The organism is Xanthomarina arctica (assembly GCF_014638915.1).
GTDB lineage: Bacteria > Bacteroidota > Bacteroidia > Flavobacteriales > Flavobacteriaceae > Xanthomarina > Xanthomarina arctica.
Map to the genome: position 1 here is coordinate 910,250 of NZ_BMFQ01000002.1, position 21,880 is coordinate 932,129.

At 33.1% G+C, this 21,880-nt stretch carries 27 protein-coding genes; 21 read left to right on the top strand and 6 right to left on the bottom strand.

The features are described from left to right. Positions 1-13 precede the first annotated feature (13 nt). The 12 genes from acnA to IEV77_RS10465 all read left to right on the top strand — a co-directional run bounded on the left by acnA (position 14) and on the right by IEV77_RS10465 (position 12,822). Positions 14-2,794: an aconitate hydratase AcnA gene (gene acnA, locus IEV77_RS10410; protein ID WP_188464474.1), complete on the top strand. Its 2,781-nt coding sequence runs from the start codon at positions 14-16 to the stop codon at positions 2,792-2,794. 119 nt (positions 2,795-2,913) lie between these two features. Further along, positions 2,914-3,840 carry a cytochrome c oxidase subunit II gene (coxB, locus tag IEV77_RS10415; protein WP_188464476.1) on the top strand — a complete coding sequence of 309 codons (927 nt, stop codon included), beginning with the start codon at positions 2,914-2,916 and terminating at the stop codon, positions 3,838-3,840. A gap of 21 nt (positions 3,841-3,861) precedes the next feature. Beyond that, on the top strand, positions 3,862-4,242 hold the full coding sequence (locus tag IEV77_RS10420; RefSeq protein ID WP_188464477.1) for a SpoIIAA family protein: 381 nt from the start codon (positions 3,862-3,864) through the stop codon (positions 4,240-4,242). Positions 4,243-4,278: 36 nt separating this feature from the next. Then, positions 4,279-5,934: a cytochrome c oxidase subunit I gene (gene ctaD / locus IEV77_RS10425; protein ID WP_188464478.1), complete on the top strand. Its 1,656-nt coding sequence runs from the start codon at positions 4,279-4,281 to the stop codon at positions 5,932-5,934. Continuing rightward, entirely contained in the window at positions 5,934-6,485 is a 552-nt protein-coding gene (locus IEV77_RS10430; protein WP_188464479.1) for a cytochrome c oxidase subunit 3, read from the top strand. Before ctaD ends, IEV77_RS10430 begins: the two co-directional genes overlap by 1 nt. Further along, positions 6,482-7,336, top strand: coding sequence for a cytochrome c oxidase assembly protein (locus IEV77_RS10435; protein WP_188464480.1), 855 nt, complete (start codon positions 6,482-6,484; stop codon positions 7,334-7,336). Before IEV77_RS10430 ends, IEV77_RS10435 begins: the two co-directional genes overlap by 4 nt. Before the next feature lie 27 nt (positions 7,337-7,363). Then, positions 7,364-8,410 (top strand): hypothetical protein, encoded by a 1,047-nt coding sequence (locus tag IEV77_RS10440; protein ID WP_188464481.1) that lies wholly within the window; start codon positions 7,364-7,366, stop codon positions 8,408-8,410. A 20-nt stretch (positions 8,411-8,430) separates the two neighbouring features. Beyond that, positions 8,431-8,649, top strand: a complete 219-nt coding sequence (locus IEV77_RS10445; protein ID WP_188464482.1) for an aa3-type cytochrome oxidase subunit IV — start codon at positions 8,431-8,433, stop codon at positions 8,647-8,649. Beyond that, positions 8,639-9,175 carry a QcrA and Rieske domain-containing protein gene (locus IEV77_RS10450; protein ID WP_188464483.1) on the top strand — a complete coding sequence of 179 codons (537 nt, stop codon included), beginning with the start codon at positions 8,639-8,641 and terminating at the stop codon, positions 9,173-9,175. Before IEV77_RS10445 ends, IEV77_RS10450 begins: the two co-directional genes overlap by 11 nt. Next, positions 9,172-10,590 carry a cytochrome b N-terminal domain-containing protein gene (locus tag IEV77_RS10455; RefSeq protein WP_188464485.1) on the top strand — a complete coding sequence of 473 codons (1,419 nt, stop codon included), beginning with the start codon at positions 9,172-9,174 and terminating at the stop codon, positions 10,588-10,590. The genes IEV77_RS10450 and IEV77_RS10455 overlap by 4 nt, the downstream gene beginning before the upstream one ends. A 124-nt stretch (positions 10,591-10,714) precedes the next feature. Beyond that, positions 10,715-12,232: an FMN-binding glutamate synthase family protein gene (locus IEV77_RS10460; protein ID WP_188464487.1), complete on the top strand. Its 1,518-nt coding sequence runs from the start codon at positions 10,715-10,717 to the stop codon at positions 12,230-12,232. Between the two features lie 260 nt (positions 12,233-12,492). After that, positions 12,493-12,822 (top strand): hypothetical protein, encoded by a 330-nt coding sequence (locus IEV77_RS10465; protein WP_188464489.1) that lies wholly within the window; start codon positions 12,493-12,495, stop codon positions 12,820-12,822. A gap of 143 nt (positions 12,823-12,965) precedes the next feature. Here the strand turns inward: IEV77_RS10465 and IEV77_RS10470 are convergent, their stop codons facing one another. The 6 genes from IEV77_RS10470 to IEV77_RS10495 all read right to left on the bottom strand — a co-directional run bounded on the left by IEV77_RS10470 (position 12,966) and on the right by IEV77_RS10495 (position 16,744). Continuing rightward, positions 12,966-13,148, bottom strand: a complete 183-nt coding sequence (locus IEV77_RS10470; RefSeq protein WP_188464491.1) for a hypothetical protein — start codon at positions 13,146-13,148, stop codon at positions 12,966-12,968. A gap of 24 nt (positions 13,149-13,172) precedes the next feature. Next, complete coding sequence (locus tag IEV77_RS10475; protein WP_188464493.1) at positions 13,173-13,712, bottom strand: inorganic diphosphatase; 540 nt, start codon at positions 13,710-13,712, stop codon at positions 13,173-13,175. A 21-nt stretch (positions 13,713-13,733) separates the two neighbouring features. Then, the gene (locus IEV77_RS10480; protein WP_188464495.1) at positions 13,734-14,099 is read right to left on the bottom strand and encodes an arsenate reductase family protein; all 366 of its coding nucleotides are present in this window, start codon (positions 14,097-14,099) and stop codon (positions 13,734-13,736) included. A gap of 116 nt (positions 14,100-14,215) precedes the next feature. After that, the gene (locus tag IEV77_RS10485) at positions 14,216-15,211 is read right to left on the bottom strand and encodes an MlaD family protein (protein WP_188464497.1); all 996 of its coding nucleotides are present in this window, start codon (positions 15,209-15,211) and stop codon (positions 14,216-14,218) included. A 4-nt stretch (positions 15,212-15,215) separates the two neighbouring features. Next, on the bottom strand, positions 15,216-15,962 hold the full coding sequence (locus IEV77_RS10490) for an ABC transporter ATP-binding protein (RefSeq protein WP_188464498.1): 747 nt from the start codon (positions 15,960-15,962) through the stop codon (positions 15,216-15,218). Then, a complete protein-coding gene (locus IEV77_RS10495) occupies positions 15,962-16,744 on the bottom strand; it encodes an MlaE family ABC transporter permease (protein WP_188464500.1) in 783 nt (260 codons plus the stop codon). Before IEV77_RS10495 ends, IEV77_RS10490 begins: the two co-directional genes overlap by 1 nt. Positions 16,745-16,862: 118 nt before the next feature. Between IEV77_RS10495 and IEV77_RS10500 the strand changes: the two genes are divergently transcribed. The 9 genes from IEV77_RS10500 to IEV77_RS10540 all read left to right on the top strand — a co-directional run bounded on the left by IEV77_RS10500 (position 16,863) and on the right by IEV77_RS10540 (position 21,878). Continuing rightward, a complete protein-coding gene (locus IEV77_RS10500) occupies positions 16,863-17,234 on the top strand; it encodes a hypothetical protein (protein ID WP_188464502.1) in 372 nt (123 codons plus the stop codon). A gap of 261 nt (positions 17,235-17,495) precedes the next feature. Continuing rightward, complete coding sequence (locus IEV77_RS10505; protein ID WP_308419216.1) at positions 17,496-17,708, top strand: SHOCT domain-containing protein; 213 nt, start codon at positions 17,496-17,498, stop codon at positions 17,706-17,708. A 113-nt stretch (positions 17,709-17,821) separates the two neighbouring features. Further along, positions 17,822-18,040 (top strand): hypothetical protein, encoded by a 219-nt coding sequence (locus tag IEV77_RS10510; RefSeq protein ID WP_188464504.1) that lies wholly within the window; start codon positions 17,822-17,824, stop codon positions 18,038-18,040. After that, complete coding sequence (locus tag IEV77_RS10515; RefSeq protein ID WP_188464506.1) at positions 18,018-18,242, top strand: hypothetical protein; 225 nt, start codon at positions 18,018-18,020, stop codon at positions 18,240-18,242. Before IEV77_RS10510 ends, IEV77_RS10515 begins: the two co-directional genes overlap by 23 nt. After that, on the top strand, positions 18,239-19,162 hold the full coding sequence (locus IEV77_RS10520; protein WP_188464508.1) for an outer membrane beta-barrel protein: 924 nt from the start codon (positions 18,239-18,241) through the stop codon (positions 19,160-19,162). The genes IEV77_RS10515 and IEV77_RS10520 overlap by 4 nt, the downstream gene beginning before the upstream one ends. Before the next feature lie 3 nt (positions 19,163-19,165). Then, positions 19,166-19,603 (top strand): DUF2147 domain-containing protein, encoded by a 438-nt coding sequence (locus tag IEV77_RS10525; protein ID WP_188464510.1) that lies wholly within the window; start codon positions 19,166-19,168, stop codon positions 19,601-19,603. Between the two features lie 12 nt (positions 19,604-19,615). Continuing rightward, the gene (locus tag IEV77_RS10530) at positions 19,616-20,041 is read left to right on the top strand and encodes a hypothetical protein (protein WP_188464512.1); all 426 of its coding nucleotides are present in this window, start codon (positions 19,616-19,618) and stop codon (positions 20,039-20,041) included. Positions 20,042-20,160: 119 nt separating this feature from the next. Beyond that, positions 20,161-20,559, top strand: a complete 399-nt coding sequence (locus tag IEV77_RS10535; RefSeq protein ID WP_188464514.1) for a DUF1003 domain-containing protein — start codon at positions 20,161-20,163, stop codon at positions 20,557-20,559. Next, positions 20,556-21,878, top strand: coding sequence for a chloride channel protein (locus tag IEV77_RS10540; protein WP_188464516.1), 1,323 nt, complete (start codon positions 20,556-20,558; stop codon positions 21,876-21,878). The genes IEV77_RS10535 and IEV77_RS10540 overlap by 4 nt, the downstream gene beginning before the upstream one ends. Positions 21,879-21,880 lie beyond the last annotated feature (2 nt).

A 21,880-nucleotide genomic window follows, 5' to 3' on the forward strand; every position in this document is an offset into this window, starting at 1 on the left:
AAAGCATAGACCAATGAAACAAGATATATTAAACCTCAAAAAAAACCTTGAGACCTCTAAAGGTAAACAAACGTATTATAGTCTTCCTGAACTTGAAAAACAAGGACATCACATCAAAAAAATGCCTTTTTCAATTCGGATTCTTCTTGAAAATGCGCTTCGTAATTACGATGATTTCTCAGTAACTAAAAAGCATTTAAATGCTATACTAAACTGGAAACCAAAACAGAGCGATGATGATATTGCTTTTAAGCCTGCGCGTGTATTGATGCAAGATTTTACAGGTGTTCCAGCAGTTGTGGATATAGCTTCATTACGTTCTGAAATGGCTAGAAAAGGCATGGATGCCTCAAAAATAAATCCGTTAATTCCAGTAGATTTAGTTATAGACCATAGCGTACAGGTCGATTATTTCGCATCCGATTATGCCTATCAGCAGAACATGGAAATGGAATATAAGCGTAACAAAGAACGCTATACCTTTTTAAAATGGGCGCAAAAATCGTTCGATAATTTTAGAGTTGTTCCACCAGGAATGGGAATCTGCCACCAAGTAAATCTCGAATATTTTTCTAAAGGTGTTGTTTCCAGAGATGGATTGGTCTTTCCCGACACGCTTGTTGGTACGGACAGTCACACACCAATGGTTAACGGAATTGGTGTGGTAGCTTGGGGAGTTGGCGGTATAGAAGCCGAAGCTGCCATTCTTGGTCAGCCCATTTATTTCATAAGTCCAGAGGTTATCGGACTCAAACTCAACGGGAAATTACCAGTAGGAACAACCGCTACCGATTTAGTGCTTACCATTGCCAATATGCTTAGAAAATATGGTGTTGTGGGCAAATTTGTTGAGGTTTTTGGTTCTGGTTTAGATAACCTTTCTGTCCCCGATAGAGCAACTATTGGTAATATGTCGCCAGAGTTTGGTTGTACTGTTACCTATTTTCCTATTGATGATAAAACGTTGGAATATATGCGAAGCAGTAATCGTAGCGAAGAACAAATTGAGTTGGTAGAAACTTACTGCAAAACCAATATGTTATGGCGAGAAAATGAAGATGACATTGACTACACAGATGTTTTGGAACTTGATATTTCAACAGTTCAACCAAGTGTAGCAGGCCCAAAACGACCACAGGATAAAATACTTTTAAAAGATTTTCAGCATAAATTTATTGAACTTTTAGAGACTGGATTTGACAGAGAATATATACAACCTTCTGATCGAGAAGAAGCAGATACGCAATGGAATGAAGAAGGCGGAAGTCAAATTTCAACCCAATCAAAAAAACCAAATGCAAACATCCATCTTGAAAAAGAAGCTAAAGGTGATTTAAAATCCATTTGGATTTCAGAAGGCAATGAAAAATATAGGCTTTCTGACGGTTCTGTTGCCATTGCGGCCATTACGTCGTGTACTAATACGTCCAATCCTTTTGTAATGATTGGTGCAGGTTTGGTTGCCAAAAAAGCCCGTGAAAAAGGAATCGACACTAAACCGTGGGTAAAAACGTCGTTGGCACCAGGCTCAAAAGTGGTTACTGATTACCTAGAAAAAGCCGATTTACTGAAAGATTTGGAAGCCTTACAATTCCATTTGGTAGGTTATGGTTGTACCTCTTGTATTGGAAATTCAGGACCTTTACCACCTCATATTGCCAAAGCGGTTGATGACCAACAATTAGTTGTAGCATCGGTACTTTCTGGGAATCGGAATTTTGAGGCACGTATCCATCCACAGGTAAAAATGAACTTTTTAATGTCGCCTATGTTAGTGGTAGCTTTTGCTATTGCTGGACGCGTAGATATCGATTTAACGACCGAACCATTGGCAATCGACCATAACGGAAAAGCTATTTTCCTTAAAGATATTTGGCCAAGTGATGATGAAATTCACGAAGTGATGAAAAAAGTGCTTACACCAAAAGATTTTAAAAAGAATTATGACGAAATTTTTGAAGGCAATGATATATGGCGAAACCTAAAAGTTCCTACTGATAAAATTTACCAATGGGAAGATGCATCTACCTATATCAAAGAAGTACCGTTTTTTAGAGATCTTCCTGAAACGCCAAAAGCGTTGAAAAATATTGAAGATGCACGTGCGCTTTTAGTGTTAGGTGATAGTATTACCACAGACCATATCTCACCAGCTGGAGCATTTTCGGAAGACTCTGCGGCTGGTCAATATTTGAAATCACGAGGTGTTGAAAAGAAAAATTTCAATAGTTATGGCTCTCGTCGTGGAAATGATGAAGTCATGGTAAGAGGTACTTTTGCCAATGTGCGCATCAAAAACCAACTGGTAGAAAAAGAAGGGGGATTCACTAAACACTTACCCTCAGGTGAAGAAATGACTGTTTTTGAAGCATCACGAAAATATCTTAAAGAAAAAACACCCTTAATTGTACTTGCTGGAAAAGAATATGGAAGCGGTTCTTCTCGAGATTGGGCTGCAAAAGGGACTTTTTTGTTAGGTATAAAAGCTGTTTTGGCGGAAAGTTACGAACGTATTCACAGAAGTAATTTAATTATGATGGGTGTGTTGCCACTTCAATATTTGGATGGTGAAAGTGCTAAATCACATGGATTAACAGGTAAAGAACATTTTAATATCACAGGAATTGAAAATGATTTATCACCTTTAAAAAAATTAACGGTAACCGCTAAAAATGACATCGGCAAGAAAATCGAATTTAAAGTTGTTGCAAGATTAGATTCGCCAATTGAGGTTGCTTATTATCAAAATGAAGGTATTCTTCAATATGTTTTACGTCAATTTTTAAAGAATTAAAGCCCCTATAAAAACTAAAATAATTTATGCACTCTGCTATTCAAGTAGCAAAACTTATTTGTAATTATTATTTTCTTTGTTAAATATGATAAGCAAATAATAAAACAGTAAATTCACAAATGACCAACCATTACCTTTTACAGGCAACTGATGTTGAATTAATAGCCAATTTGTTTAACTACTTTCTAATTGTAGCAGGCATCATTTTTGCATTGGTTATATTTTACACGTTTTTTTATCTTATTCGTTATGGTGCAAAAAGACGACCAGAAACACCGTCTCAAGTTGAAGGTAGCGAGCGTGTGGAGTTAATACTCGCCATTATTGCCACAACCATCACAGCTGTTTTTGTTTATTTAACTATAAACACTATGGAAAAAGTGCAAGACATTCCAGAAAATCCAAAGCCTTTTTTAGAAATTACCGGCCACCAATGGTGGTGGGAAGCAAAATATCCTGAAAGCGGAGTTATTACTGCAAATCAAATTTATATTCCAACAGGAAAAAAGATATTATTAAAATTAACATCAGCAGATGTGGTGCATAGTTGGTGGGTTCCGGAATTGGGTAGAAAAATGGATATGATTGCAGGAGTAAATAATTATATGTGGATGTATGCCGAAAAAGAAGGCGAATACTTAGGCACCTGTAGCGAATTTTGTGGTGTACAACACGCACGAATGCGAATTAGAGTAACAGCACTTAATCCAAAAGATTTTGAAGCATGGCAACAAAAACAACTACTACCAGTAGTAACAAGTACAGATGCTTTATTTTTAGAAGGAAAACAATTATTCGAAGAAAAAACATGTACCAATTGTCACGCCATAAACGGTACAGAATTCAAACAAAATATTGGTCCAAATTTAACGCATTTTGCAAGTAGAAAACGCTTTTTGGCGGATATGAAAGAAAATAATGAAGCTAATTTAAGAGCTTGGTTAACAAATCCGCAAGCTGTAAAATCTGGTGTAAAAATGCCAAATTTTATTTTGTCAGATTCTGAAATAGATGCGTTAGTAGCCTATATCAATGGGTTAAAATAATAACATACAAATACAATAAAAATGATTGAACAAATAAAAACATTTAAAACTAACGCTTTAGCAATAGAAGTTATTGACGGATTTACTGAAACAGATGAAAAGTTGGCTCAAAAATTTTTTAAAGAAAAACTAGATGAAGGTTTTGAAACTGTAAATCTTCTTGTTTCTATAAACGAATATAAAATTTCAAACACTAACGCGAAAGCATTTTTTGAGGACATAATATTCGTTTTAAGAAATTATAAAAATTTGGGACATTTAGCCATTGTTGGACATTCAAAATTAATAAAAGCTTTAGTTCCACTAGATAATTTCTTTTTTAAACGATTGGGCGAAGGAAAAGAAGAACGTTATTTTGATGTTTCACAATTAGAGGAAGCTTTTGAATTTATAACTGAATAAAAATAAGATACTTGATTGCAAAAAAACATATTATAAATGAGTTTATACATAGACATACCAGAAGATAAAGAGCAATTACCATCCTTAAAAACAGGACAAGGTAAACTGGCTTGGATGGCTTCGGTTGACCATAAGCAATTAGGTATTATGTATCTATGGTTGGCATTAGTTTTCTTTGTTATTGGTGGTTTAGAAGCCATGATGATTCGGGCGCAATTAGCTTTACCAAATAACGATTTAATTTCACCAGAACTGTACAATCAAATTTTTACCATGCATGGTACCACCATGATATTTTTGGTGTTGATGCCAGCATCTATTGGGTTGGGTACGTATTTAATTCCATTAATGATTGGTGCCAACGAAATGGCATTTCCAAGATTAAATGCTTTTAGTTTTTGGATGACCTGTTTAGGTGGTATGCTATTGTATTTTAGCTTTTTTGCAGGTGGCGCACCAGATGCAGGTTGGTTTAATTATGCACCTTTAAGTGAAAATAATTATTCATCAACACAAGGCGTCGATTACTTTTTGGTTGGCTTAATCTTAACAGGAATTGGTAGTATTGGCGCAGCATTAAATTTTATAACTACGGTTTTAACATTGCGTTCACCTGATATTAAACTAAATATGTTGCCACTATTTGTGTGGATGATTTTTGTGAATGCCTTTTTAATGTTAGCCGCATTTCCATTGTTAAATGCTGGGTTATTTATGATGCTAATAGATCGTCAATTTGATGCACATTTCTTTTTAGCTTCAACAGGTGGTTCAGCTATTTTATGGCAACATTTTTTCTGGGCTTTCGGACATCCTGAAGTGTATATAATAGCTTTACCAGCTTTCGGCATTATTTCAGAAGTCATTCCAGTATTTTCAAGAAAACCCATTTATGGTTACAAGTTTGTCGCTGCGTCTTCCATCGCTATCGCATTATTATCCTATAGTGTTTGGGCACACCACATGTTTACTGTTGGCTTGTCCAATACCGTTAATGCCTTTTTCGCTATTAGTAGTATGTTAATTGGGATTCCTACAGGATTAAAAATAATTAACTGGATTGGCACTATGCACAAAGGAAGTATAAGATTAACGACACCCATGCTTTGGGCTATGGCTTTTTTAATCTGTTTTACCTTTGGTGGATTAACAGGTATTTCCTTCGCAATTGTGCCAATTACATGGCAGTTAACAGATACGTATTATCTCGTAGCGCATTTTCATTATGTGTTTTTAGGTGGAAGTTTGTTTGGTCTTTTTGCAGGAATCTATTACTGGTTTCCTAAAATGAGTGGTAGAATGTTGTGTTCAAAATTAGGGAAATGGCATTTTTGGTTGTTTGTCCTCGGATTTAATCTCACCTTCTTTTTGCAGCATGTTTTGGGTGTTTTAGGCATGCCAAGACGCATATTTACTTATCCAGATTTACCCTATTGGAAGGTGTTAAATATGCTTGCAACATTAGGTGCAGTTATGATGTTTGTAGGTATGGCTATTTTCTTTTGGAATATTTATAAAACATTGAAAAAACCAAGAACAGTAGGCGAAAATCCTTGGGATGCTTGGACCTTGGAATGGGCAACACCATCACCGCCAGAATTGAAAAATTTTGATGAAATTCCACGAGTACATAGTAGAAGACCTTTATGGGATATTAACAATCCTGATAATCCTGATAAAAAACTGAACTGATGAAAAATAAAGGAAAGTTAATAATGTTGATTTTTATTTTTTCGGAAACGTTCTTTTTCATAGCGTTAATAATAGCCTATGTCTATTATCGAAATTTTTCTGATACCACAGATACGGTTGCCAAAAGTTTAGATGCAGTAAGAGCAGGAATCTTTACACTATTTTTAATAGCAAGTAGTGGCACTTTAATCTTGAGTAAAAAGGCATTACAGAAAAAAAACTATAAAATTTTTAAACTCTTTATGGGATTGACTATTGTATTAGGAAGTGTATTTACTTTTGGTCAAATCACGGAATATATAGGTTTGTATCAAAAACAAATCACATTGAGCCAAGATATTTTTGGTTCCAGCTTTTTTACGCTCACAGGTTTTCATGGTCTACACGTTATTTTAGGATTGATAGCATTAGCAATTTTATTCTTTTTATCATTCGGAAAAATGAAAACCGTTACCATTGCTGGTATTGATGGTGTTGATGTCTATTGGCACTTTGTAGATGTCGTGTGGCTATTTGTCTTTTATTTTGTCTATATAACACCATTATTATGAACGCAACAGACTATTTTTTAAATCCATATAACTGGTCATTCACTGGGCTTTTAGCTTTAGTGTTAGTCCTTTTATTGTATCTATTACTTTTGAAAACAAGTAATACTCAAAAAGTATTATTCTGTTCAGCATCCCTATTAATTTATCTGGTATTGGGTTCGCCAATTGCAGATTTAGACAATTATGGATTACATAGTGTTTCCATGTTACAGCATATTATATTATTAATGGTTTCACCAATTTTAATATTGAAGTCTTTGCCTTTAAAGGCAATTGATAATAAATTTTTTAATATAATTCCATTATTCAATAATCCCAAAAAGTATTTTATAATAACATGGGTTATAGGTGCAATAGCCATGTGGACAGGTCATTTTTTAAGTGCCGCAATGATGTCTTCAAAATACGGAATAGCCATTTGTGGCATTACAGCATCTAAAAATTCTTGGTTAGCACACTTTCCAGAAACACCTGTTTTTGTTTTATTATTTGTTGCAGGATTTTTATTGGCATTACCTGTATTTCATCCTAATAAAAGCAAACGATTACACCCTTTAAAAAGTGTGGTGTATTTATTTACCGCTTGTGTTAGTTGTTCTGCATTAGGTTTGTATGTTACGTTTATGGCAAATTCGGCATCCATGTTAGAAGCCATTCCTGTTTTTGCAACCTTTAGAAATCCAGTGCCAATGTCTGTTCGCACAGACCAAGAACTTGCAGGACTCATGATGTGGGTTCCTGGATGTATTTTATATGTTTTATCTTCAGTTGAAATTATGTTGCATTGGTATGATGCCAATCCTGATATAGATAAAAAACAATTAATTGAAGTACCTATTTCAGATAAATAAAAGAGTGACAGTAGTAAACGAAAAATTATGGAAATTTTAAAAATAACCGATTTAGAAAAAATTGATGCATTAAGCCTATTACTTGCTATTGCAACAGATGGTGGTAAAATAGACCTTCATCCTATCCATCAAAAGACCATACAAGCTATAGGTAGCTATATTTTTAAGGTTGATAAAAAAATTGAAGAACTTTCAAATAGTTTTTCAATAGCCGACAATTTTTCGGATGAAAATGTTCAAAAAGAATTATTGCATTTAGCAGCACCAATGGTATTCTTAGAAGATGAAGGCAAAGAGCAACGTGCCCAAGCATTAAAAGATTTAGCTCAAAAATGGCATTTTAAAGACCATTTAATTAATCAAGTATTTAAAGGTGCCGAAGGACATAAATTGGCACTTCTTAGATGTGAACTAAGACCGAGTAGTGTAGAGCAAGGCTATTCGCCACTATATCAAACATTTTATTATTTAACGTCCAAATTACATCTCAACAAAAGTCACAAAGCGTTATTTGATAGATATAGAAGTTATAGTTTATTACCTGAAGGCACTTTTGGAAAAACACTTTATAATTACTATGTAGATAATGAATTTGCTATACCAGGTACACCAGGAGCAGAATTTGAGGATATTTTAATCATTCACGATATACATCACGTGTTATCGGGTTGTGATACATCACCTTTAGGCGAAATTTGTGTAGGTGCTTTTGATGCAGGAGTATCAAATGTAGATTACACAGCATATATCTCGGCTTTAACCGCTCAATTTCAAATTGGTTTTACGATGTCAGATCCATCTATAAATACGTGGGTAAAACAATTTGATGCAGATATGTTGTATCGTTCTTTTAGAAGAGGAATTGATACTAAAGTAAATTATTTAGTGAAAAAGTTTGATTTTTCACCATACACAAGTTTACCTATTTCTGAAGTAAGAAAACAGTTCAATATTTCTGAAGAAGGCATGATGGTAACACCACCAAATGAAAATTGGGCAGGTTCCTATGGACCACCTGCCAAAAGAAAGAATCCAAACATTGTAAAGCACGGTTTTTTACAAAGTAAATTTTAGTTCCAAATAAAAGTTGAATCATGTCTAAAGAAAAAAAATATAAAGCACAACCTGAAGAATTACCTAAACCAACCTATTGGCCATTTTTCTTGGCTTTTGGAGTGGTGTTAATTTTTTGGGGCATTTTAACCTCTTGGATTATTACAGGAATTGGATTCATTTTGTTTGCAGTTGCGTTAACAGGATGGATTATAGAAATTTATAAAGAATTACCTAAAAAAGAAGATGATGGCTTGTAATTGCGAAGACCAACAAACAGAAGAAGACTTTAAAAAGGCTGTAGATAGAAGAGGGTTTTTAACAAAAATCACTATTGCTATTGGTGGATTTATAGGAACTGTTTTGGCATTTCCATTAATCACTTCCATGTTAGACCCTGTAACGCGCAAAAAAAGTGTTAATTGGCGAGAAATAGGAGATGTAAACGAATTTAAAGAAAATGAAATTAAAATGGTGTCTTTTGAAAATGCATCACCTTACGAATGGAGTGGGAAAATTGCGTACTCTGCTGCCTATATTAGACGAGAAGAAAATAACAAATTCACAGCTTTTTCAGTTAATTGTGCGCATTTAGGCTGTCCTGTGCGTTGGGAAGCAGATGCCGAATTATTTATGTGTCCTTGTCACGGAGGTGTTTATTATAAAGATGGTTCTAGAGCAGCTGGTCCACCACCTCGTGGGTTATATACTTACCCAATACGCATTGTAAATAATCAAGTGGAAATTGAGACTGAAGCGCTTCCAATAACAAATATTTCTTCATGAAGAAAAAACTAAAAAACATATGGCTTTGGTTAGACGATAGAGGTGGTTTTAGCGATTTAATAAAACCACTAAAAACGCATTTAGTACCACCAGGTTCTACATGGAATTATGTTTGGGGAAGTGCCACTTTATTTTGTCTAATAATACAGGTTATTACTGGAATTGCATTAGGCTTTCTCTATCAACCATCGGCAGATGTGGCTTATCAATCGCTTCAATATATCGAAAACCAAGCTTTTATGGGAAGCTTTATTCGTGGGATGCATAATTGGGGAGCTTCTGGTATGGTCTTTTTAATGGGAATGCACATGATACGGGTTTATATAAATGCTGCCTATAAATATCCACGAGAAATGAGCTGGATAACAGGTGTTGTTTTAATGGCTATTACCATTGTTATGGCATTTACAGGTCAGCTTTTACGTTGGGATAATAATGGTGTTTGGTCTGCGGTTGTTGCTGCAGAACAAATGGGACGAATACCATTAATTGGTGATTCCCTTGCCTATTTTCTTTTAGGTGGAGATACTATTAATGGAGAAACATTAAATCGTTTTTTCGCCATGCATGTATTCCTATTTCCAGCGCTTTTATTTCTAATGGTTATATATCATCTATATTTAGTATTTAAAAACGGAATATCAGAACCACCAAAAGTAGGTCGATTGGTAGATCCAAAAACTTATAAAAAATGGTACGAAGATATGTTGTTGAAAAAAGGAGTACCATTCTTTCCAGATGCTATTTGGCGTGATGCTGTTTTTAGTGCCTTAGTTTTAGTAGTTATTGTTTGTTTAGCATGGTTTGTTGGTGCACCTGCACTTAGTGATGCTCCAGATTTAACCAATGTTAACGCTAACCCAAAACCAGATTGGTACTTTACTTGGATTTTTGCGCTATTTGCTCTAATGCCAATGCAAATTGAATCTTATGTGATGTTTTTAGGACCACTTATAGGTGTAATTTTAATCTTTTCAATTCCTTTTCTTTCAAAAGGTGGCGAACGCAGTCCGTTACGCAGACCGTGGGCAATTGCTGGAGTTATATTTATTGTTTTAACCATTAGTTCCTTATGGTATGTAGGTGTACAAGAACCTTGGTCGCCACGTTTTGATGCAAAACCTTTATCTGAATATACAACTGTACCTAATGCTTCACCTGAAGTAAAAAAGGGGATAGAACTTTTTAATACTGTAGGTTGTATTTACTGTCACAGTATTGGAGATGATGGAGGTATTAGAGGGCCAAATTTAAGTGATGTTCAAAATAGATTAACCAGAGAACAAATGGTTATTCGTATTGTCAATGGTGCAGAAAATATGCCAGCCTATGGTGGCTCATTATCAAAAGAAGAACTCGATGCAATTGTTTCATTTTTAGAGACTCAATATAAAACACCTAACAAAGGAAATTAAAAATTTTAAAATAATTTTAAGTTCAATTCTTAACTTTTAATCTAAATACTTTTAACTGCTACTTAGGTAGCAATTAACTTAAATTTATCACATTAATTTTGAACTTTAAAAACAAACTATTATTATGAGGGAAGCTGCTAAATTTACTTGGATTGCTTTACTGGTTATTACAATTATATCTTGTATTGCTATTTGGCCAATTTATGGGTTTTCCATATTGGGTATATTTATTTTAGGGTTGGGTATTTACGATATTACCCAAAAAAAACATACCATACTTAGAAACTTTCCAGTCATCGGACACATGCGTTTTCTTTTAGAATTAATTGGTCCTGAAATTCATCAATATTTTGTTGAAAATGATACTGATGGTAAACCTATTGACCGTAATCATAGAGCTTATATATATTCACGAGCAAAATTAGAAAGTGAAACACACCCATTTGGTACAGAATTGAATGTTGAAGAAGAAGGTTATAAATGGATGCAACATAGTATCTATGCAGCCAAGCAGTTGGAAGAACCACCTAGAGTTACCGTTGGTGGTCCAGATTGCAAACAACCCTATTCTGCAAGTATTTTTAATATTTCGGCCATGAGTTTTGGGGCATTGAGCAAAAATGCAGTAATGGCATTAAACAAAGGTGCAGCTGCTGGAAACTTTTTTCATGATACCGGCGAAGGTGGCATTTCAGAATATCACAGAAAAGGAGGCAATTTAGTTTATGAAATAGGTACAGGATATTTTGGTTGTAGAACCGAAGATGGGTACTTTTCTCCAGAAAAATTAAAAGAAAAAGCGGCCTATCCAGAAGTTAAAATGATAGAAATTAAAATTTCACAAGGCGCAAAACCAGGTCATGGTGGTGTACTTCCTGCTGCAAAAAACAATGAGGAGATTGCTGCGATTAGAGGTGTTAAGGCACATACAGATGTTATTTCACCACCAAGTCATAGTGCGTTTACAAATGCGAAAGAATTATGTGCTTGGATAAAGCAATTACGAGACTTATCTAACGGAAAACCAATAGGCTTTAAGTTATGTATTGGTAACAAAAAAGAGTTTATAGACATTTGTGAAGCTATGATAGAGACTGGTGTAAAACCTGATTTTATTACAGTTGATGGTGCTGAAGGAGGTACAGGAGCTGCACCAATTGATTTTTCTAACTATGTTGGTATGCCTTGGGAAAAAGCCTTGATTTTTGTAGTGGACACCTTGAACGGTTACGACCTTAAAAAAGACATAAAAGTATTTACAGCAACTAAAATATTTACAGCCTTTGATATTTTTAAAGCACTCTGTATTGGTGCAGATATTTGTAGTTCTGCACGTGGTATGATGTTAGCTTTAGGTTGTATTCAAGCAATTAGATGTGATACAAATACATGTCCAACGGGAGTGACTACCAATAATCCAAATTTAATGCGAGGTTTGGTAGTTGAAGATAAATGGAAACGCGTTAAGAATTACCAACACGAAACCGTACACGATTTTCTGGAATTGTTTGCTGCAGCAGGTTGCACACAATTAGAACAGCTAAATAGAAGTTTTATACATAAAAAAGTAGGAGAAAATAATCTGTCTTTTGAAGAATTATATCCTAAGGTTAAAGCAGGTGCTTATCTAAAACTAGCTTAGTTGTAATTTTTAGTTTGTGGCTACCTTAAGTAGCAATATTTTAGTATTAAAAGAACAGTTTTGATTTGTACAAATTAATTATGGCTTATGTCTTTTTAATACTTCTCTCAGAAAAAATGTAATAAAATTAGAATCGAATTCAAAAAAAGTTACAATAAGAATAAATAGAAAACAAAAAACATTTACGTCATTTGAAAAAGCATAAAACCTAATTTTGGTAATCAGAAATAAACCAACTTAAAACTCTAAAACAAATCAAGATGAAAAAATTTTTAATATTATTAATATTATTGGGTACTTCAAGTATGATTTCGGCACAAGAAACCGCAAAAAATGCTGATAAGGTTATACATGCCACTTATGATGGTTACGATGGCGATGGCTTTTATTTTATTAATCAGAAGGACAATCAGAAAATGTTGTTTGTAAGAATTAGTCCACCAGTTTTAAAGAAATTCGACCTCATGGACGATACATCAATCGGTAAACTTTTTGAGGTATCTTATGATTTAGAAAAAGTTGGAAATTCGGAACAACCCGTTATAATTAATCTCGAAAAGATTTATGAAACCGATAGCAACGACGATTAAATAAGTGCTATGAAATACATACTATAATTGTATAGATTTCTTATTCCAAGCAAAATAAAGTATTTATAAAACCCTCTTTTAGATATAGAAAAAACCATCAAACAATTACTGCTTGATGGTTTTTATTTTCGGTTTAAAAAGAATTAAGGATGCAATTTCTTTTTTAAAACATCTAACTCTTTTACAGTTTCTTTTAAGTTCTTTTGAGCTTCTTTTAATTTTTTAGTTTCACCTGCTTTATGGTAGTCATAAACATTAATTGAAAATCTTTTGTGGCGATCGTGCAATGCTGCTAATTGATTGCGCTCGTCAGGATGATGTTGCATAGTATTACGTTTTAATTAATAAAATTATTTGTTTTTGTATGTAGATTGATAGCTTGCTATTGCTTTTTCTATAATAGATATGGCTGTATCAAGACCTTGAAAACCATCAACCAGCACCTCTTTATTTTGAAGTTTTTTATAATCTTCAAAGAAATTTTTCAATTCAAGCATAAAATGAGGTGGAAGTTGATCTAATGAATTAACATGGGAAACACTTACATCATTAGCTGCAACAGCAATAATTTTATCATCAGCTTCACCAGTATCTATCATTCGCATAACCCCAATTACCTTTGCTTTCACAATACAAAGTGGCTGTATGGTAATTTGTGATAATACTAAAATATCTAAAGGATCACCGTCTTCATCCAAAGTTTGAGGTATAAATCCATAATTTGCTGGATAATTTACCGAAGAGTATAAAACTCTGTCTAAACGAAGTAATCCAGAAGCTTTATCTAATTCATATTTGGCTTTTGAGCCTGTTGGAATTTCTATAATAGCTTGAATAATGTTAGGTTTTTCAAAACCTATATTCACTTCATGCCAAGGGTTAACTGCCATAATATTCTTTTTAATGTTTTATTATAATCTCGAAAGATCACTTGGAGTTTTAACAAACATAGCTTGATGTCCTCTAATAGCTATTGGTTCTTTAATAAATTGTGGATTTTTTTGAAGCACCTTAATCCAATCGTCATCAGAAAAATTAGAATTGTGAAATTTTTCATCATAATCTAGATGTTCTTTGTTTACCAATCCTTCTATGGTCACTTTTAATTTACTTGCCAATTCTTCCAATTGTGTTCCCGTAAATTTATTAGTTAAAATATTTACATCTTGTAATGCAAAACCTTCCCCTTTGGCATAACCCAAAGTTTTTGAAGCACTTGGTCTATCGGGATTATAATAGAGTATAATCTCTCGTTCTGAACTTGCTAATTCTGGCATAATTTATTTTATTTAATTGTTATTATAATCATTCAAAATTAAACCATGCAAACCTAATAAAATGCTACTTAGGTAGCAGTTGATCATATAATTATAAACATCTTAAACACAAATGGCTAATTTGATTCTATTGTTTCAACAGACGCTTTAGTTTTTAATTTTTCTTGTTTTTTGAAATAGCCTCTAAACAAAAAATTATGTTCTAAGGCTTCCATATTATCATTAAATCGTCCAATGGCTTGGTCTGCGTTTTTGGCCATATCTTTTACCTGATTTACTAAAGTGGTATCTGAAGCTACATAATTTAAAATGTTGTCTTTGTCATCAAATTTTGAAACTAAAGCATCCAAATTGGTTGACATGGTTTCAATTTTTTGACTTGAAGTTTCCAGATTTGCGACTACGTTTTTCACTTTAGCACCAGAATCTTCATCGTTCAACATCACTCCAGCAACACTTGTTTTTAAGTTCATTTGTTGTACCAAATTATTTAAGGCTGTAATAGTTTTATCTGCGGAAGCACTTGCTTTATTCAAATTGGCAAAAGTTTGTTGTAAATTAACAGACATCACAGAATCTTTTAACAACGCACCCAAAGTGCCATCACCTTTATCTAATGAACCCGTAATTTTTACCAAATTTTCTGAAAGTTTCGCAGCATTAAGATTGGTAGTGCTCAAAGTACTCAACATTTCTTGTGTGGTGGCTTGGCTGTCTGCGTCAATTGTACCACCATCAACTACATAAGGTGCATTGCCTTTTCCTGGGATAATATTTACCAACGTACTACCCACAATACCATCACTTCCAATAGAGGCTAAAGCATTTGTTTTAATAAGTGTTTTCATTTTGTCCTGTAGGGTCATATCAACTCTAATGAGTGTATCGTTAATCATTTCAATGTCCTTAACAGTACCAATATTTAATCCCGAATAACGCACATTGGCACCTTTTTGTAATCCGCTAGCATTTTTGAAATTGGATGATATACTAAAAGTTTTACTAAATAAATTCTCTTGATTACCAATAAGATAGGTACCAATAAGAAGTAGTAAAATTCCCGAAACAACAAAAATTCCTAGTTTTAGTTTTTGTGGTGATGTTTTTTCCATAATGTTATTTTTTAAAGAAGGCCGCAATTCTTGGATCCTTCGCATTGTATAAATCGTTAAAACTTCCTTCGGTATAATTAATACCGTCTAATAGCAATACCACGCGATCCGATATGACTTTTGCGCAATCAATGTCGTGTGTAATAATGATAGACGACGTTCCATAAGTATGCTGTACTTTGCCAATAAGTTCTACAATTTCCCTTGATGTAATAGGGTCAAGACCTGTTGTAGGTTCATCGTAAAGAATAATTTTTGGTTCTAATATTAAGGTGCGTGCCAAAGCCACTCGTTTTTGCATACCACCAGAGAGTTCTTTAGGCATTAAATCAATGGTGTTTGCTAAACCTACGCTTTCTAAAGCTGCCATGACGCGCGGTGTGGTATCTTTTATAACACCAAATTTTTCACGATGATGTCGTAATGGGAATTCGAGGTTTTCGCGAACACTCATAGAATCATATAATGCACCACCTTGAAATAGAAAACCAACTTCAGACCGAAGTGCATCCCAATCCTTAGTGGTTAGATGGTTTAATTTTTTTCCTAAAATTGAAACATCACCTTTATCTGGTGTTATCAATCCAACCAAGCATTTTATCAATACCGATTTTCCCGTTCCAGATTTACCCATTACAACCAAGTTTTCACTTTTGTAAAGGTTGAGATTCACACCATTTAGAACGTGATGGTCACCAAAACTTTTGTAAAGGTTCTTGATTTCAACAACGGTTTCTCTTGAATTATCCATTAGTTCGTGTAAAAAATATTAAACATAAACACCGCAACAAAATCTATAAAAAACAATAATAGTGAAGCAAATACCACAGCCGAATTTGCTGCTAAACCAACACCAACGGTGCCTTTTTCGCAATAGAAGCCTTTATAGCAGCCCACTAAACCAATCGCAAATCCGAAAAACAAGGATTTAATTATTGCAGGTATAAAATCGCTAAACTCTAAAATTGAAAATATCTCATTAAAGTAGAGCATAAAAGACGCGTCACCATTAAAGTTCTCGATTATGGCAGAACCAATAAGTGCTAAAGCATCACCAAATGCTACTAACATAGGCATCATCAATGTGGTTGATAAAACTCGTGTAACCACCAAATATTTAAAAGGGTTGGTGCCAGAAACTTCCATGGCATCAATTTGTTCAGTTACTCTCATAGCACCTATTTCGGCACCAATTCCAGAAGCAATTCTACCAGCACAAACCAAAGCGGTTATTACAGGACCTAATTCCCTAATAATAGAAATACCTACCATATTAGGCATCATAGAAACCGCACCAAACTCTTCAAGTACAGGTCTAGCTTGCAAGGTAAGCACCAAGCCTATAATAAATCCGGTAATGGCAACGAGCTGTAAGGAACGGTTGCCTACTTGATAACATTGTTTTAAAAATTCTTTCTTTTCAAAAGGAAATGAAAATAGTTCCTTAAAAAATCGAGTGGCAAAATAAGACAAGTCACCAAATTCAATGAAAATGCTTGATAGTTTTGTTTTAGTCTGAAAGTGATAAGCCATTATATTTGGTATATATTTATCTGTATAAAATTAATCAGCCTTAATTGATATAACTGCTACATAAGTAGCAGTTATATACATATTCTAAATGTAATTTTACAGTCATAATTATAACACGATGAAAAAAGCAAATTATTTAATACTATGTACTTCTTTACTACTTTTTGTTGCATGTTCTGGCCCTTACACATACAAAGACAATGGATCTATTATAGAATTAACTGAAGACGACCCCTTCGATATACAGCTAATATCTGATGTTGGTTCTGATTATACATGGCAATTAGAATCAACTTTAGAATTCACAAAATTATTAGATACTGAAACAATAAAAAACAGCGATAATACCATTGATTATCATTTCAATTTTAAAACCATATCAGATGGCGAAGAATTTATCAGATTTAATTTAACGGATGGTAGCGACATTAAAAACACATTCGAAATTAAAGTAATTGTAGGTTCAATAGGATTAATTACTTCAGACTAAAAAAAGACTAAAAACATAATTAAAAACTTATTTCAATGAAGAAGAGAACAAAAATAATCATTACAATTATCTTGATAATTATAGCCATTATATCTTATAACTTTGTTTATTCTTAAATTTTGCAAACACCAATTCTAATCGTAAAATGTGTTTGTTTTAAAATAATTTCAAATAAAACTTTGAGTGCTACCTACGTAGCACTTTTTGTTTGTAATAGCATCTACTTTTAGATGCATTAATAATTTAAAAAACAAAACTATTATGTTTTACGAAAGCAATTACTTCGGAATGCACTTTTTTTGGTGGATTATTTGGATATTCTTTTTACTATGGATATTCGCTACACCTTATGATGTACCTTACCAAAGAAGTAAAAAAGAGAGTCCTTTAAATATTTTGAAAGCGCGATATGCTAAAGGCGAAATTTCTAAAGAAGAGTTTGAAGAAACCAAGAAAACTTTAAACATAAAGTAACTAAAATTTAAGAAATAATTTTTTAAAATAACTTGACAAGTGCTACTTAGGTAGCACTTTTTGGTTTAAAGCTATACTACATTTACTTATAATTTTAAGTAAATAGGATAAGCATGGAAAAGTTAATTGCACTTATAAACGAAATTCAGGATTGTACGTTGGAAATTGAAGTACACTATCCAACATTGTACAACCAGTTAGACAAGAATCCTTATGAAGAACAATTGTCCAAGGTTTCTACAGAGATGCTTCTGGAATATTTTAATGCATTAAAAGTAAAATTAGATATGTATCAAATACCAATATGCCATGAATCAAGTGCAGTTATTTAACGAAGAAATTCTAGACTGCATTTTTGAAATAGAAATGTATTTCCCGGAACTATATTATCTATTAGAAGAAACACCTTTTAAAGGTATAAACTCTAACCAACTTATTTCAATTGAAGCGTTGGAAGATTATTTTAACACCTTAAAAGAAAAATTAAACACATTTAGAATAAATCAAACAAAATTAAATTTTAAGAAAACATGAAGACAAAACATATTGTTATACTAGTTGCCTTGATGGCAATAGGTTTAAATGTACATGCGCAAGATAATGAGGCGCAACCAACCAAAGGATTTTACCTTAGAGCTGGTGGTGGTTTTATTGCACAAACTGGTAAAACTGAATTTAACAATGCAGATCCAAATGGCATTACCATGATTCAACAATCCACTGAGATTAGTACTGATGGTTCAACAATTAATGTAAAAGCCTTAAACGGAACCTTAGGAGGTGGATTTAAATTCAACCTTACAGGTGGTTATATGTTTAACGATTATATTGGAGCAGAATTAGGAATTAATTATTTTAATAGTAGTAAAGAAACCATTGGTAAGTTGACTAGTCCACAATTAATTTCAGAAGAAACGGCTTACATACGTGGTGTCGATTTAATGCCTGCCATCTATTTAACACCTAATTTTAAAAAACTAAATCCCTATGCAAGAGTTGGTTTAGTAATGACTGGTGCTGGAAAATTATATATAGATACTGATGTTAGACAAATTGATGGTGGTGGTATTGGAACTGATATAGTTGTGAATGTCAAGACAGAAGTAAAATCAAAATTTAGCACTGGTTTAGGAGCCGCTGCAGGTGTAACCTACCCAATAGGAAACAAATTAAATCTTTTTGGCGAAGTAGAGTTTAGAAATTTTAGTATTAAAAGTAAGTCGGCTTCCATTAAAGAATATGAAACAAGAGCTGTGACTGGAAGTCAATCTCAATTAGTTCCTGGACAGCAATTGGCAGACTTACCAACCTCTGAAAAGGAATTTATTTTTACAGATAATTACAGTCAAAGTGCTACAAGTCCAGTACCAACAAACGAGGCGAGAAAAATACCAACTCAATATGTAAATGCAAGTGGAACTGGAATTAATGTTGGTGTGAGATATTCATTCTAAAAAATGAAAACTATAAAAAACATATTATTGATGCCATTGTTTTTCTTCGGAATAACATCAGTATTCTCGCAATCTGTTATTGGAAAATGGACTACTATAGATGACGATACCAATAAGGCAAAATCTGTTGTTGAGATTTACCAAGAAAACGATAAAATTTTCGGTAAAGTGGTTGAGATTATAGATAAGACCAAAGAACACAAGTTATGCGATTTATGTGAAGGCACAAATAAAAACCAACCCATATTAGGAATGGTTATTATGCAAGACCTCGAAAAAGATGGCGATACTTGGGAAGGTGGTACCATCTTAGACCCAGATACAGGGAAAGTTTATAAATGTTATATCGCTTTAGAAGGCGACAACAAACTAAAAGTAAGAGGCTATATAGGCTTCTCACTATTAGGAAGAACACAATATTGGAATAGAGAAATTAATTAAAAAACATATGAAATGAACAAAAATTCAGAGAACCTTCTAGACGGAAATCTTAAAAACATGTACCAACTTACAAAAGAGTGGATTGATGAAGTTGAGTTTTATATCATAGAACTAAAATTTTTTAATAGCCTTATTTCAGAACATATAAGCTCTACCACCACTGACGATTTAGAACATAAAGAAATATATAGAAATATAGATGAATTGTTATTTAAATTATCTAATGATTTAATTAGTCAATTTAAAACACATAAAAAAGAAATAATTGTATTAGTAGATACCAAAAACTTAACGGAAAATAGTAAAGAATGCATAGAACATATTCATCTTTTAGAAAAAATGACTAAGTTAAAACAAGGTATCAAAAAACTCAAAAAAGCATTATTTAGATACTTAAAAAACCATCCTTTTGAATTTGATTTTGACACTATTTATTAGAATTACAACTAAAAACAATAAATGATTTATTGCTATTGAATATTGATATACAGTTAGATATAAATAGTATTTTTCAAAATTAATTTTTAGTTTTAGACTAAATAGTAAAATTTAAAATCATGACCATTAAAAATACCAATCATATTTATAAGGATGAACTTAAAAAATCTGAACTATTTGCCATTTGGATTACCGAACGAATAGGTACAATAGGTTTTTTCTTTATTATTATAATATGGACAGTAATTTGGTTATGTTGGAATATGTTTGCGCCACTGCATTTGTGCTTTGATCCTTTTCCCGGCTTTGTTCTATGGTTATTTATATCTAATTTAATACAAATTATGTTGATGCCATTAATTATGGTAGGTCAAAATTTACAAGCCAAAAGAGCAGAAATACGTTCAGAAAACGATTTTAATGTCAATATAAAAGCCGAAAAAGAAATTACATTTCTTATTGAAGAGATGAAAGAATTAAAAGTAATGGTTTCAAAACTTACCAAAGACCACCAATGATAAAATATCTAAAAGACGAAAAAATCATTTTTTACGATGTTATTAAGTGGTTCTTTTTAGCTACTTTAATTGGTTTGGGCTCTGGTTTATTAGTAGCCTCATTTTTAAAACTATTAAATTGGGGAACAGTCTATTCTGAAAGTTTTGGCAAATATTTCTGGATTGCACCAGTATTTTTTGTCATTAACATTATCCTTATTAAATATTTAGCACCAGATGCTCAAGGTCATGGTACAGAAAAAGTAATAGAAGCCATTCATAAAAAAGCTGGTAAAATAAAAGTAGCAGTAATTCCTGTAAAATTGATAACCACTTTATTGACTTTGTTTTCTGGAGGTTCAGTAGGTAAAGAAGGCCCAAGTGCACAAATGGGAGGTGGTTTAGCGTCACTAATGGCAGATATTCTAAAATTTAATGATGATGACCGAAAAAAATTAGTGATCTGTGGCATTAGTGGTGGTTTTGCTGCCATATTTGGTACACCAATTTCTGGTGCAGTATTTGGTATCGAAGTCTTATTTGTAGGTATGATTTTGTACGACGATTTATTGCCTTCTTTCGTTTCTGGTATCACAGCCTATTATGTTACTACTTTAATGGGAGTTGTAAGACCAGAATATCATATTGACTTTACAACCGGAATGACGGAGTTTTTTATTCTTAAAATAGCATTGGCAGGTATTGCTTTTGGCGTTTGCTCTTTTATTTTTATCGAAATAATGAACCAAACCGAACGTATTTCAAAACGAATTAAAATTCATTTTTTACTAAAAGGCCTTATTGGCGGAAGCGCAGTTATTTTGGTAGGTACTTTTTTTGGTACGGAAACTTTAGGTTTAGGAACAACAACCGTAAACGCAATTTTCTCTGGCGCCAAAATAGTTTGGTATCTCTTTATTTTAAAAATAATTATCACGTCTATAACTCTAAATTTTGGAGGAAGTGGAGGTATTGTAACACCTGTTTTTTTTGTAGGTGCAACCGTTGGAGCCTTTGTTGGTCAAATTACAGGTCATGATCCAGCACTTTTTGCAGCAATAGGTTTGGTTGCCGTTTTAGGTGGTACAACTAATGCACCAATTGCAGCCTGTATTATGGGAATAGAATTGTTTGGTGTAGCCATTGCGCCTTATGCAGCTTTGGCGTGTATCATTTCCTTTTTTATCACAGGAAACCGAAGCATTTACCCAACACAAATATTGGCAATGAAAAAAGCATCACATCTTACCACCGTTGTTGGTAGAGAAATAAAATTAATAGATGAAGAAATTGAACAAGAAGAAATAATACAAGAAATAAAAGAACAAAACAATAAATAATT